The sequence below is a fragment of the Frateuria sp. YIM B11624 genome, assembly GCF_049727805.1.
Taxonomy (GTDB): domain Bacteria; phylum Pseudomonadota; class Gammaproteobacteria; order Xanthomonadales; family Rhodanobacteraceae; genus Frateuria_A.
Genome location: NZ_JBCNYA010000025.1, coordinates 50,754 through 64,423, shown reverse-complemented (window position 1 = coordinate 64,423; position 13,670 = coordinate 50,754). Strand labels below are relative to the sequence as shown.

The following is a 13,670-nucleotide window of genomic DNA, read 5'->3' as shown; positions in this document are numbered from 1 at the left end:
AACGCCAGGTCAGATGGGGGGTCAGCTCCGATCCCGCACCAGGTGACAGTCCCGCGAGCCCCGGCCCCTCACCCCGGCCCTCTCCCCGCAGGGGAGAGGGAGCAAGGCGCGGCTAGTCGGCCGCCGGATCCATGTCGGGGAACAGCACATCGGTATAGCCGAACTTCGAGAAGTCGGTGATGCGCGACGGGTACAGCCGCCCGATCAGGTGATCGCACTCGTGCTGCACCACGCGGGCGTGGAAGCCTTCGGCCGTGCGGTCGATCGGCTGGCCCTTCGGATCGATGCCCTGGTAACGGATCAGCGTGAAGCGGCTCACCGCGCCGCGCAGGCCGGGCACCGAGAGGCAGCCTTCCCAGCCCTCTTCCATGTCCTGCGAGATGGGCGTCACCAGCGGATTGAGCAGGATCGTACGCGGCACCGACGGCGCATCGGGATAGCGGTCGGAGCGATCGAAACCGAAGATCACCAGTTGCAGGTCCACGCCGATCTGCGGCGCGGCCAGGCCGACGCCGCCGGCCGCTTCCATGGTGTCGAACATGTCCTGGATCAGCTCGTCCAGCTCGGCGCTGCCGATCATGCCGGGCGGCACGGCCGGGGCGATGCGCAGCAGGCGCGGGTCGCCCATCTTGAGGATGTCGCGGATCATCTTGGGCCTCGCGGGATCAGCGTGCTGCTACAGGACTGTGGGTGCGGCGGGGCGATTGCAAGAGCACCGCCATGTCGTCGCAGGGTGGGCTTCAGCTCACCATCCGGTGTCGTGGCGGTGGGCTGAAGCCCACCCTACGAATCGCATCAACGGCTGCCGAAGACCTTCTTCAGCAGTTCGGTGGTACGTGCGGCCGGGTTCTTGCGGATCGCCTGCTCCTGCTCGCCGATTACCGTGAACAGGCCGTCCAGCGTCTGCGCGGTGACGTAGTCGTCCAGGTCCAGCGGGTTGCGCTGGTCGTCGCCACCGCCACCCAGCGCACCGAGTACGCCGCCCAGCCCGTTGCCCTCGCCAGCCGTGAAGGCCTTGTACTTGCGGGTGACGCCGACGCTTTGCGTGGCCTGCGCCACGATCGGATGGATGCGTGCGGCCAACGCGTCGCCGGCGACGCGGCGGAAGAAATCGGTGGCGGCGTGGTCGCCGCCGCTGAGGATGCCGCGCGCGTCCTGCAGGGTCATCTTGCGGATGGCGTCGCCGAAAATGTCGGCCACCTGCGGCACCGCCTTCTCCGCCGCGCGATTCATGCTGAGCTGGAACGCATCGACCTTGGCGCCCTGGCCGAACTGGCGCGCGAGGTCACCCACCTGCTGCAGCTTGCCCGGCAGCGGGATGCGCACCTTGGCATTGCCCCAGAAGCCGTCGGTGCGTCCGAGCGAGTTGATTGCGCGGGTAGTGCCCTTGGCGAGTGCTTCCTTCAGGCCCGCGGCGATGTCGCTGCTGGGCAGGCTCGAGGCGCGCCTGGTATCGCCTGCATGGGTGCCCTGCTTGAGCTGCTTGAGCAGGTCGTCGAGCTGGCCGCCGGCGATGGCTGGCAGGGTGAAGGCGGCGAGCAGCAGACCGAAGCTGGTGGAACGCGGGCGCATGGAGGTTCTCCACTTGGGAATGGGGTGAGTTTACGCGGGTGAATAGCGATGTTCTGGGCTGAGGCAAGGCTTCCCCCATCCGCCCTCCGGACACCTTCCCCCGCGCGCGGGGGAAGGATCGGCGCAGGTCCTTCCCCCCACGCTGCGAAGGGGCACAGACCCTTCCCAAGTGCCATGGGGGAAGGTGCCGGTAGGGCGGATGGGGGGCAACCCTGCGTGAAGCGACAGGACGCCCGGCGTCCCCTTCCAGCCGTTGACCGGACGTCGTCCCGGAACGACTCTTGCCGGCATACGCCGGGGAGAAGCCCATGCATGCCAACACCTCCGTACCCGCCAGCCCCGCCGCCCGGATCCTGTGGGCTTCCATCGCCATCGTCGGCGCGTTCTGCCTGGGCGTGGTGGCGCTGCGCCGGGGCGAACCGATCAACGCGATCTGGCTGGTCGCCGCGGCGATCGCCGTGTTCGTGATCGGCTACCGCTTCTACGGCAGGTTCATCGAGCGCTCGGTGCTGATGCTCGATCCGACCCGCGCCACGCCAGCGATGCGCCACCCGGACGGGCTGGATTACGTGCCGACCGACAAGTGGGTGGTGTTCGGCCACCACTTCGCAGCGATCGCCGGCGCCGGCCCGCTGGTGGGACCGGTGCTGGCGGCGCAGATGGGCTACCTGCCGGGCACGCTGTGGATCCTGTTCGGCGTGGTGTTCGCCGGCGCGGTGCAGGACTTCATGATCCTGGCGCTGTCGCTGCGCCGCGACGGGCGCTCGCTCGGCCACATGCTGCGCGAGGAACTGGGGCGCGTGCCCGGCATCGTCGCCATGTTCGGCGTGCTGGTGCTGATGATGATCGTGCTGGCGGTGCTGGCGCTGGTGGTGGTCAAGGCGCTCACGCACAGCCCGTGGGGAACGTTCACCGTGGCGGCCACGATCCCGATCGCATTGCTGATGGGTGTCTATCTGCGCTGGTTGCGGCCGGGGCGGATCCTGGAGGTGTCGATCATCGGATTGGTGCTGCTGCTGGCGTCGATCTGGCTGGGCCGCTACGTCGCCGGGTCGGCCACGCTGGCGCCGCTGTTCGACTTCGACGCCAGGGCGCTGGCGTGGCTGCTGATCGCCTACGGCTTCTGCGCCTCGGTGCTGCCGGTGTGGCTGCTGCTGGCGCCGCGCGACTACCTGTCGACGTTCCTGAAGATCGGCACCATCGCGCTGCTGGCGCTGGCGATCTTCCTGGCCGCGCCGACGCTGCAGATGGCGGCGGTGACGCGCTTCATCGACGGCACCGGGCCGGTGTTCCAGGGCAACCTGTTCCCGTTCCTGTTCATCACCATCGCCTGCGGCGCGGTGTCGGGGTGGCACTCGATCATCGCCTCAGGGACCACGCCGAAGCTGCTCGCCAATGAAGGCGAGGCGCGCATGGTCGGCTATGGCGGCATGCTGATGGAAGCGTTCGTGGCGATCATGGCTCTGGTGGCCGCTGCCTCGCTGCATCCGGGCGTTTACTTCGCGATGAACTCGCCCGCGGCGTTGATCGGCACCACCGCCGAGCATGCCGCGCAGACGATCAGCCAGTGGGGCTTCGTCGTCACACCCGACGACCTGACGCGCACCGCCAGCGACATCGGCGAGGCCAGCGTGCTCTCGCGCGCCGGCGGCGCGCCCACGCTGGCGGTGGGCATGGCGCGGCTGCTGCACGAGATCATCCCGGGCGGCGGCATGATGGCGTTCTGGTACCACTACGCGATCCTGTTCGAGGCGCTGTTCATCCTCACCACGGTCGACGCCGGCACGCGCGTGGGCCGCTTCATGATCCAGGAGATCGCCGGACTCGTGCACAAGCCGCTGCAGCAGACCGAGTCGTGGACCGGCAACCTGCTGGCGACGGCGATCTGCGTGGGCCTGTGGGGCTATTTCCTCTACCAGGGCGCGGTCGATCCGCTGGGCGGCATCAACACGCTATGGCCGCTGTTCGGCATCGCCAACCAGATGCTGGCCGCCATCGCATTGATGCTGGCCACCGTGGTCGTGGTGAAGCTCAAGCGCGAGCGCTACGTGTGGGTGCCCGGCATTCCGGCGATCTGGCTGATCGTCTGCACGCTGGCGGCCGGGTACGAGAAGCTGGCCGGGCCGATCAGCTTCACCGCCGCGGCGCAGAAGTACGCCGCCGCGATCGCCGAGGGCCGGCTGCTCGCGCCGGCGAAGGACGCCGCCGAGATGCAGCGCATCGTCACCAACAACTACGTGGACGCGGGACTCACGGCGTTGTTCATGCTGCTGGTGCTGGCGATGACGGCGTTCGGCCTGCGCACGATCCTGCGCGCCTGGCGCACCCACCACCCGACCGCACACGAGGAACCGTACGTGCCGCTGGATGCCGCTGCCGGGAGCGCGTCATGAAGCGCTGGTTGCGCAGCGCCTGGGCGCGCGCCGTGCAGATGGCGCGGCTGTGCTGCGGCGTGCCGGACTACGACACCTACGTGCGCCACCTGCGCGAGCATCATCCCGAGCGCCCGGTGCCGAGCTACGCGGTGTTCTTCCGCGAACGGCAGGAGGCGCGCTACAAGGGCACCGGCGGGCGCTGCTGCTGATGCCAGCGAAGCGCAGGGCGGGCTTCAGCCCACCTTTGCAGGAGCCTGCGGTGGGCTGAAGCCCTCCCTACGACACCTCGTGATGGATGGACTCGGCGTCCAGCGCGACGCTGCGCCTTGGCGCCAGCTCGACCAGGTACATCGCCCCCAGCACCAGCGCACCGCCGGCCAGCATGCGCCAGCTCAGCGCATCCACGCCCAGCGCCACGGCGAAACCGGCGGCGAACACCGGCTCGGTGGTCATCACGATCGCCGCGCGCGCAGGTGGCAGGTGGGCCTGCGCCCAGGTCTGCACCAGCATCGCGCCGGCGCCGGCGACCAGCGCCATGTAGAGCACCACCAGCCAGGCGGAGCCGTCCGGCGGCAGCGACGGGCCATGCGGCAGGGTGGCCAGAACGCAGACCACGGCGATCGCCACCACCTGCATCGCCGACATGCCTATCGCATCCGCCTCGCGCGACCAGCGACCGAGCCCCACGATGTGCAGCGCGTAGAGCGCGGCCGATGCCAGCGTCAGCCATACGCCCGGGTCGACCGACACGCCATGCAGCGACAGCAACGCCAACCCGCCGGTCGCCAGCGCCACGGCCAGCCAGACCACGCCCGCGACGCGCTCGCGCAGCAGCAGCCAGGCGAGGATCGGCGTGAACACGACATACATGCCGGTGGCGAAGCCACTGACGCTGGGCGCGATCAGCTTCAGGCCCCAGGTCTGCAACAGCTGGGCGATGCCGTAGACCAGGCCCAGCAGCAGCGCTCGCCCGAGCTGGCGGCGATCCAGCCGCCACACGGGCCGTGCGAAGAACACCAGCATCGCCAGCGCCGCCACGACGAAACGCACGGCCAGGAAATCCACCACGCGCATGCGCTCGACCACGTCCTTGATCAGCACGAAGGTCGAGCCCCACACGGCGGTCATGGCGATCAGGCCGAGGGTGGCGGCGAAGGTGCGTGGGCGGACGGTGGCGCTCATCTGCGGGAAAGTCAGGCGGCGCGACGCGAGGCCCGCGCCAGGCGCCAGAGCTGGCCCGGCACCTGCGCCGCGAAGTGCGCCCAGATGCCGAGCCAGACGATGGCGGCCAGCAGCGGATTGCGTGCAGCGGGGTCGAACTTGCGGAACCAGCGCCACATGCCCCGATGCTTGTGCCGGCTGACGAACACCGGCCGATGCCGGCTCGAGCCACCCTTTCCGTGCAGCACGCGCACGTCGCCGGCCAGCAGTACGGCATGCCCGGCGTCGCGGGCGCGGCGGCACAGGTCCAGGTCCTCGCAATGCAGGAAGTAGGCCTCGTCGAATCCGCCGAGCTGCTCGAACACCTTGCGCGGCACCAGCATCAGCGCACCCGACACCGCCTCGGCGCTCACCACGGCCGTGGGCATCTCGCCGTCGATGTTCATGCCGCCGCGCGTGCCCAGCAACGTGGCGAGCGCGTGGCGCAGCAGCGGGTCGCGGCGGTACGAGGCCGGATCGGGGGTACCGTCGGCCGCGCACACCACCGCACCGACCAGCCCCGCCTCGGGATGCTCGTCGAGGACGTCGAGCATGCGGGTGAGCGTGTCCGGTTCCAGCAGGCAATCGGGATTGAGCACCAGCAGGTGCTCGCCCCTGGCCACCGCGGCAGCACGGTTCACCGCCGGGCCGAAGCCGAGGTTGGCGTGGTTGTAGATCACCTTCAGCCGCGGCTCGTCAGCGTGCGCGCGCTCGATCCACTGCGGCGTGCCGTCAGCCGAACCGTTGTCGATCAGGATCAGCTCCAGCGGTACCGCACTGGCGAGCGCCCGCTGCACACAGTCGCGCAGCGAGGGGCCGCTGTCGGCGCACACCACGATCACGCTGACCGGCAGCATCCTTGCGAGGGGAATGGGAGTGGACACCCTGCAAGTATGCGGGAGGCGCGGGGGTTGGGAGAACTGCCTGCGCTCCCCGCGAGCCCCGCCCCTCACCCCAGCCCTCTCCCCGAAGGGGAGAGGGAGCCCGTTCGCCGCGCAGCCAACATGACGCTTTTGCTCTTGGCCTTTGCTCTGGCGGTTGCTCTTCTGAGAAGTGCGCGCAGGAGGCGCGCAGCTCTTCCGGGGCCCCTATGGCGCGGCGGGCGGGTGGCGGATCAGCCCGAAGGGTGGCCGGCAGGACGCCGGCCAGTTTTTCGTCGGGGCAGGAGCCCCGTCGAAAAACCCCGCCGCCCGCCCGCGCACCCGGAGGGCAGGATGCCCGTAGGGCGCGCCATCGGGGTGCCCTTTCTCTTGGTTACTTCTCTTTGGGCAAGCAAAGAGAAGTAACTCGGGCGCCAAAGGCGTCCGAAAGCTCTTGCTCGACAAACGCCAAGGCGAGCCCCGGTTCCTCACCCCACCCCTCTCCCCGGAGGGGAGAGGGAGCCAGGTCAGCGCTGGCCGAGGACTTCGCGCCAGGCCATCGCCGGCCCGGTCCCGCGTGTGAACCACGGCCCGTCGTGCCAGCCGCACAGCTCCCAGCCACGCAGGCGATAGCTCCGTCCATGCTCGCGATCGAGCAGCACGACGCCTCGCGACATGCACGCGACGAACCAGCGACCATCGGGACTGAACGACGCGCGCGGTTGCACACGCTCCACCACGACGCCATCGGCCAGGACGAAGCGCCCGCCCTCCCAGCGCACCTCGCCCCCGCGTGGATCGGGCCACGAACCCTCCATCCACTGCGGCGGCACCAGTTCGACCACCACCGCCCCGGGCCCGATCGGCGCCAACGCCAGGCTCGGCCAGTCGCGCAGTTCCGGCTGTGCGACCCTCTCGCGCCGCCCGCGATCCAGCCACGCCTCCAACCCCGCCAACAAGGTGAAGCCGACCAGCGCCCCCAGCAGCGCCATCTCCCAGGCAAAGGCGTCGCCACCCAGGCCCCGCTGCAACGCGAACAACACGCCGGGCAAGCCCCAGCGCAAGGCCAGCCGCAATGCGCGTGCGTAATCCTCCAATCGCTCGGCGGCGAACAGCAGCACGGCCGCGATCGCCAGCAGCAGCGGCAGGCCCAGCCACCACGGCATGACCGCCAGCGCCAGCAACCAGGCCGGCGCGCAAAGCCAGCGGGCAGTCACGGCGCGCACGCACGCCCTCCCCCGGTGTGCCCGAGGAAGGGCGGCATCGAACTCAGCCGCACCACACCCGCGCGTTGCGGAACATGCGCATCCATGGCGAGTCCTCGCCCCAGCTGTCCGGATGCCAGCTCAACTGCACGCTGCGGAATACGCGCTCCGGGTGCGGCATCAGGATGGTCACGCGTCCGTCGGCGGCGGTGAAGCCGGCCAGGCCGCCGGGCGAGCCGTTAGGATTGAGCGGATAGTTCTCGGTCGGCTTGCCGCGGTTGTCGACGAAGCGCACTGCCGCCTGCGCCTTCGACGGGCTGCAGGCGTAAGGGAAGCTGACCCGGCCCTCGCCGTGCGCCACCGCCACCGGGATGCGCGAGCCGGCCATGCCCTTGAAGAACAGGCTGGGCGAATCGAGCACCTCCAGCGTGGCAAGGCGCGCCTCGTACTGCTCGGAGGCATTGCGCACGAACTTCGGCCAGTGCTTCGCGCCGGGGATGATGTCCTTCAACTGCGACAGCATCTGACAGCCGTTGCAGGCGCCCAGGGCGAACTTCGACGGATCGTTGAAGAACGCCTCGAACTGCGCGCGCATCGCCTCGTTGTAGAGGATCGAGGTGGCCCAGCCGCGGCCGGCGCCGAGCACGTCGCCGTAGGAGAAGCCGCCGCAGGCGGCAAAACCGCGGAAGTCGGCCAGCGTGTGGCGACCGGCGGCGAGGTCGGACATGTGCACGTCGACCGCGTCGAAGCCGGCGCGGGTGAACGCCGCGGCCATCTCGACCTGGCCGTTGACGCCCTGCTCGCGCAGGATCGCCACGCGCGGACGCGCGCCCTTGGCGATATAGGGCGCGGCAATGTCTTCGGCCGGATTGAAGCCGAGCTTGGGCGTGACGCCCGGGTCGGCGTCGTCCAGCCGCCATTCCAGTTCGGCATCGGCGCTGGCGGGGTTGTCGCGCAGGCGCTGCATGGCGTGACTGGCGTGGTTCCAGGCGGTGAACAGCGCCGTCCAGTTCCACTTGAACAGGGTTTCGTTGCCGAGGAAGAGCTTGATGCCGAGCTTTTCCTTGGGCCGCCCGATGCGGTGGCTCATGCCGGCCAGGCCGTGCTTGACCAGCAACGCCTCGAACGCCTCGCGATTGGCGTGGGCCACCTGCAGCACGGCGCCGAGTTCTTCGTTGAACAGCGCGCGCAGGGTCGCCTCGGCCCAGCCGTCCAGGTGGATCTCCAGGCCGCAATGGCCGGCGAAGGCCATCTCCAGCAGGGTCACCAGCACGCCGCCGTCGGAGCGGTCGTGATAGGCCAGCACCAGGCCGGCGCGGTTGGCTTCCTGCACCAGCTCGAACAGCGCGCGCAGGCGCTTGGCGTCGTCCAGGTCCGGCGGTACGCCTCCGGCGCGGTTGAACACCTGGGTCAGCGCGGAACCGCCGAGGCGGTCGCGACCGGCGCCGAGGTCGATCAGCCACAGGTCCGAGTCACCGCGGTCGAGCCTGAGCTGCGGCGTGAGCGTGCGGCGCACGTCGCCGACGCGGGCGAAGCCGGTGATCACCAGCGACACCGGCGCGACCGTGCGCTGCGGCTGCGCGCCGTCCTGCCACACGGTCTGCATGGAGAGCGAGTCCTTGCCCACCGGGATGGCGATGTCGAGCGCCGGGCACAGTTCCATGCCGACCGCCTTGACCGCGTCGAACAGCGCGGCGTCCTCGCCCGGATGGTTGACCGCCGCCATCCAGTTGGCCGACAGGCGGATCTCGCCCAAGGCATCGATCGGCGCGGCGGCCAGGTTGGTGATCGCCTCGCCCACCGCCAGGCGCGCGGCGTCGGCGCTGTTGAGCAGCGCCACCGGCGCGCGCTCGGCCATCGCCATCGCCTCGCCCTGGTAGCCGTCGAAATCGGTGAGCGTGACGGCGCAGTCGGCCACCGGCACCTGCCACGGGCCGACCATCGGATCGCGATGGTTGAGGCCGCCGACGGTGCGGTCGCCGATGGTGATCAGGAAGTTCTTGCTGCCGACGGTGGGCAGGCGCAGCACGCGCTGCACCGCCTCGTCCATGCCGATGCCGGAGAGATCGGGCAGCAGGTCCACGCGCGGCTTGATGCGCTGCGCGTCGCGATGCATGCGCGGCGCCTTGCCGAACAGCACGTCCATCGGCAGGTCGATGACGGTGAGGTTGCGGCGCGGATCGGTCACGCGCAGCGTGCGCTCGGCGGTGGCGGTGCCGACCACGGCGCAGGGGCAGCGCTCGCGCGCGCAGTAGGCCTCGAACTCCGCCAGGTCGTCCTGCGCGATGCCGAGCACGTAGCGCTCCTGCGATTCGTTGCTCCACACCTGCATGGGCGAGAGCGAGGGATCGTCGCAGGGCACCCTGGAGAGGTCGATCTCGCCGCCGACGCCGGCGTCGTTGAGGATTTCGGGAATCGCGTTGGATAGGCCGCCCGCGCCGACGTCGTGGATGCTGACGATCGGGTTGGCGTCGCCGCGCATCCAGCAGCTGTCGATCACCTGCTGGCAGCGCCGCTCCATCTCGGCGTTGTCGCGCTGCACCGAGGCGAAGTCGAGCTCCGCGCTGGATGCGCCGGAGGCCACCGAGGACGCCGCGCCACCGCCCAGGCCGATCAACATGGCCGGGCCGCCGAGCACCACCACCGCGTGGCCGGGCTGCAGCTCGCGCTTCTGCACGTGGTCGCGGCGGATGTTGGCCAGGCCGCCGGCGATCATGATCGGCTTGTCGTAGCCGCGACGCACACCGGCCTCGCCGGTCTCGTGTTCGTAGGTGCGGAAATAGCCGCCCAGGCACGGACGGCCGAATTCGTTGTTGAACGCGGCGGCGCCAAGCGGGCCGTCGCGCATGATCTCGAAGGCGCTGGCCATGCGCGGCGGCAGCGGGCGGTCCACTTCCCACGGCTCCGGCGCGCCCGGGATGCGCAGGTCGGATACCGAGAAGCCGGTCAATCCGGCCTTGGGCTTGGCGCCGCGGCCGGTGGCGCCTTCGTCGCGGATCTCGCCGCCGGCGCCGGTGGCCGCACCCGGCCAGGGCGCGATCGCGGTCGGGTGGTTGTGCGTCTCGACCTTGATCGCGTAGTCGACCTGCTCGCCGTGCTTGCGCCAGGTGCCTTCGCCGTCGGTGAAGAAGCGGTTGGCCGTGTGGCCTTCGATCACCGCCGCGTTGTCCTTGTACGCCGACAGCGTGTGCGCGGGCGCGTGCTGGTGGGTGTGCTTGATCATGGCGAACAGGCTCTTGTCCTGTGCCTCGCCATCGATCGTCCAGCTCGCGTTGAACACCTTGTGGCGGCAATGCTCGGAATTGGCCTGCGCGAACATGAACAGTTCGGCGTCGGTCGGATCGCGGCCGAGCTCGGCGTAGCGCGCGGCCAGGTACTCGATCTCGTCCTCGGCCAGCGCCAGGCCCAGGCGGGCGTTGGCGGCGGCGAGCGCTTCGCGCGCGTTCCCGCCCAGCTCGACGTGCACCAGGTCGCCCGGCGTGCCGGCCAGGAACAGGCCCTGCGCCTGCGCCAGGCCGGTCAGCACCGACTCGGTCATCGGGTCATGCAGCACGGCCAGCACCGCCGTTCGGGCGGGCGTGCCGGCGTCGGGCAGGCCTGCGACCTGCCAGGCGATGCCGCGCTCGACGCGACGGACGTCGAATCCGGCGCCGTGCAGGATGTCGGTGGCCTTGCTCGACCACGGCGAGATGGTGCCAAGCCGCGGCACCGTCCACAGTGTGGCGGGCTCGGGCGCGGTGTCCCGCGCCTCCAGCACCTCGAGCAGGCGCCGGCGCTCGGCGCCCTCCGGCGCGTGGTCGGCGTCCAGCACGTAGACGAACCAGCAGGCCTGCACGCGCGCGCCCCGATGCACCGCATCGAGGCGGGCGTTCAGGCGATCCAGGCGAAACGGCGAAAGGGCGCTCTGCCCGTCGAAAGCGATCATGCGGGGGGGATTCGGCGCGTGGAAGGAAAGCGCCCTATTCTACCCGATGCCGCCGGGTGGCCCATCCAGGCGGCGTCATGGGAGCGTCTCCCGAGGCCGACGGCGGGAACATTCCCCGCAAGCTCCGGCCCCTCACCGCCCCTCTCCCGAAGAGGAGCGGGCTCAACCCCCATCAGCCGCCTTTTTCGAGCAGCTTCAGCAGCTTGTCAGGGGTTACGTAGCCGCCCAGGACCATGCCGTCGGGTCCCACGACCATCGGCGTACCGGTCACGCCCAGCTTGACGCCCAGGTCGAACTCGTCCTTGACCGGGTTCGCGCAGGTGGCCAGCTTGGGCGCCTTGCCCTGCTTGGCTGCAGTGAAGGCGGCCTTGCGGTCAGCGGCGCACCAGACCGAGACCATTTCCTTGTAGGTATCGGTGGGAACGCCGGCGGTATCGGTCACGCCCTCGCGTGGCCAGGCCAGGTATTCGACCGCGATGCCTTCGTCGTTGAACTGCTTGATGTGCGAATGGAACATGCGGCAGTAGCCGCAGTTGACGTCCGAGAACACGGTGACCGTGTACTTCGGGTTCGCCGGCGCGTACACGATGCGCTGCGCGGCCGGCACCTTGGCCAGCTCGGCCTTGCGGAAGCCGGCCCAGGCGCGGTCGGTGAGGTTCTGTTTCGCGCCCAGGTCGACCAGGTCGCCGTTGAGCATGTACTTGCCGTCGGTGCTGACGTAGACCAGTTGGCCCGAGGCGATCACCTGGTAGAAGCCCGGCAGCGGCGAGGGCGAGATCTCGTCGACCTGCAGGCCCGGGGCGAGTTTCTGCAGGGCGGCACGCACGACCTGCCCGGTGGCGGGATCGATCGCGGCGGCGCCGGCATCCTGGCGATCGGCAGCGCAGGCGGCGAGCGCGAAGGCGCCGGCGAGCAGCGCGAAGGACAGCTTCTTGAACATGGGAAAACCTCGCGGCCGCACGGGGAAAGCGGCGACAGGCCGATTCTTGCATACGGAAGGCAAACGCGGGTTGACGTCGCGCGCACCGTTGGCTTGCGCCCCTTGCGGGGAGAGGAAGCGGAGCGTCAACCGCGCGGATGGTGCCGCGCGTGCAGGCGCTTCAGGCCTTCCTTCGCCACCAGCGTGTAGATCTGCGTGGTGCTGAGCGAGGCGTGGCCCAGCAGCAGCTGCAGCGCACGCAGGTCGGCGCCGTGGTTGAGCAGGTGGGTGGCGAAGGAGTGGCGCAGCACGTGCGGCGAGATGCGCTTGCCCTCGATGCCGACGGCCAGCGCGTGGCGCTTGACCAGGGTCCAGAACATCTGCCGCGTCATGCCCTCGCCGCGCTGGCTGAGGAACAGCGCCGCCGGCTGGCGACCCTTGGCAAGCCGTGGCCGCGCGTCGGCGAGATAGGCCTCGATGCGTTCCAGCGCCACCTCGCCGACCGGCACCAGACGATCCTTGCCGCCCTTGCCGGTGATCCGCAGCACGCCCTGGCGCGCGTTGAGCGCGGCCAGCGGCAGGTCCACCAGTTCGGACACGCGCAGGCCCGAGGCATACATCAGCTCCAGCATCGCGCGATCGCGCAGGCCCAGGGTGGAGTCGAGGTCCGGCGCGGTCAGCAGTGCTTCGATCTCGCGTTCGGCCAGCGCCTTGGGCAGGCTGCGCGGCATGCGCGGGCGCTCGATCAGCAGGGTGGGATCCTCGAAACCGGGCGTGTCGCGCGCCAGTTGGCCGTAGTAGCGGCGGAACGCCGATTGGCGCCGCGCCATCGAGCGTACCGCCGCGCGCTGGCTGCCATGGAATGCCGACAGATCCTCGCGCAGCGCCGTCTGCAGGTTGCGCCCGCGCGCGGCGAGCCAGCGCGCCAGCCCTTCCAGGTCCTGCCGGTAGGCCTCGAGGGTGCGATCGGCCAGGCCGTCTTCCGACCACACCCGTTCGAGGAAGGCGGCGATGCTGCGCTGGTCGGCTTCGGCGATACTTGCGCTCTTTTCCTGCATGCGCAGATGCTCGCCGCGGTTCGCGACGGGCGCAAGCGAAACGCCGATGAACCGACCACACGACGCCTCCCTTCCCTGCCCGCTGTGGCGACGCCTCACCGCGCTGGTCTACGACCTGCTCGCGGTGGTGGCGATCGTGATGGTGGTGGGCCTGCTGTGCCAGCTCGCCACCGGCGGGCAGGTGGTGGCCACCGGCGCGCATACCGCGATCGCGTGGTGGTACCAACCGCTGCAGGGCCTGGTGGTGGGCGCCTACTTCGTGGTCTCGTGGCTGCGCGGCGGACAGACGCTGGGCATGCGGCCATGGCGCATCCGCGTGGTCGCTGCCGATGGCGGCAAGGTCACGCCCGGACGGGCCTTGCGGCGGGTGGTCGTCGCCGCACTGCCGCTGCTGCTGCTCGGACTGGCACCCTGCCTGGGTCTGCGCGCTGCGCTGTGGGCGGTGCTGGCCGGCTGGGCGCTGTGGTTCGCACCGGCGCTGGTCGACCCGCGCCGGCGTGCCCTGCACGACATCGCCGCGGGGACCGAGCTGCGCGGGATCGGCTGATCGCTTCAC

11 protein-coding genes are annotated in these 13,670 nt (G+C 70.2%); 3 read left to right on the top strand and 8 right to left on the bottom strand.

Annotated features, from left to right (window positions below):
* Positions 1–112 precede the first annotated feature (112 nt).
* Both def and AAIL17_RS13410 read right to left on the bottom strand, forming a co-directional pair.
* A complete protein-coding gene (def, locus tag AAIL17_RS13415; protein ID WP_424683351.1) occupies positions 113–649 on the bottom strand; it encodes a peptide deformylase in 537 nt (178 codons plus the stop codon).
* 146 nt (positions 650–795) lie between these two features.
* Positions 796–1,572 (bottom strand): DUF4197 domain-containing protein, encoded by a 777-nt coding sequence (locus AAIL17_RS13410; protein WP_424683350.1) that lies wholly within the window; start codon positions 1,570–1,572, stop codon positions 796–798.
* Between the two features lie 308 nt (positions 1,573–1,880).
* On the opposite strand from AAIL17_RS13410, the gene AAIL17_RS13405 reads away from it, so the two are divergent.
* Positions 1,881–3,965 (top strand): carbon starvation CstA family protein, encoded by a 2,085-nt coding sequence (locus AAIL17_RS13405; RefSeq protein WP_424683349.1) that lies wholly within the window; start codon positions 1,881–1,883, stop codon positions 3,963–3,965.
* Positions 3,962–4,156, top strand: a complete 195-nt coding sequence (locus AAIL17_RS13400; protein WP_424683348.1) for a YbdD/YjiX family protein — start codon at positions 3,962–3,964, stop codon at positions 4,154–4,156. Before AAIL17_RS13405 ends, AAIL17_RS13400 begins: the two co-directional genes overlap by 4 nt.
* A gap of 67 nt (positions 4,157–4,223) precedes the next feature.
* Here the strand turns inward: AAIL17_RS13400 and AAIL17_RS13395 are convergent, their stop codons facing one another.
* The 6 genes from AAIL17_RS13395 to xerD form a co-directional block, all read right to left on the bottom strand.
* On the bottom strand, positions 4,224–5,129 hold the full coding sequence (locus AAIL17_RS13395) for a DMT family transporter (protein WP_424683347.1): 906 nt from the start codon (positions 5,127–5,129) through the stop codon (positions 4,224–4,226).
* An 11-nt stretch (positions 5,130–5,140) separates the two neighbouring features.
* On the bottom strand, positions 5,141–6,004 hold the full coding sequence (locus AAIL17_RS13390) for a glycosyltransferase family 2 protein (protein ID WP_424683346.1): 864 nt from the start codon (positions 6,002–6,004) through the stop codon (positions 5,141–5,143).
* Between the two features lie 530 nt (positions 6,005–6,534).
* On the bottom strand, positions 6,535–7,233 hold the full coding sequence (locus AAIL17_RS13385; RefSeq protein ID WP_424683345.1) for a hypothetical protein: 699 nt from the start codon (positions 7,231–7,233) through the stop codon (positions 6,535–6,537).
* A gap of 43 nt (positions 7,234–7,276) precedes the next feature.
* Positions 7,277–11,137: a phosphoribosylformylglycinamidine synthase gene (gene purL / locus AAIL17_RS13380; protein ID WP_424683344.1), complete on the bottom strand. Its 3,861-nt coding sequence runs from the start codon at positions 11,135–11,137 to the stop codon at positions 7,277–7,279.
* Between the two features lie 172 nt (positions 11,138–11,309).
* Positions 11,310–12,077 (bottom strand): disulfide isomerase DsbC N-terminal domain-containing protein, encoded by a 768-nt coding sequence (locus tag AAIL17_RS13375; protein ID WP_424683343.1) that lies wholly within the window; start codon positions 12,075–12,077, stop codon positions 11,310–11,312.
* Between the two features lie 125 nt (positions 12,078–12,202).
* Positions 12,203–13,114 (bottom strand): site-specific tyrosine recombinase XerD, encoded by a 912-nt coding sequence (xerD, locus tag AAIL17_RS13370; RefSeq protein WP_424683342.1) that lies wholly within the window; start codon positions 13,112–13,114, stop codon positions 12,203–12,205.
* Between the two features lie 46 nt (positions 13,115–13,160).
* Here xerD and AAIL17_RS13365 point away from each other — a divergent pair, with 46 nt between their 5' ends.
* Complete coding sequence (locus AAIL17_RS13365; RefSeq protein ID WP_424683341.1) at positions 13,161–13,661, top strand: RDD family protein; 501 nt, start codon at positions 13,161–13,163, stop codon at positions 13,659–13,661.
* The last annotated feature ends 9 nt before the right edge of the window (positions 13,662–13,670 follow it).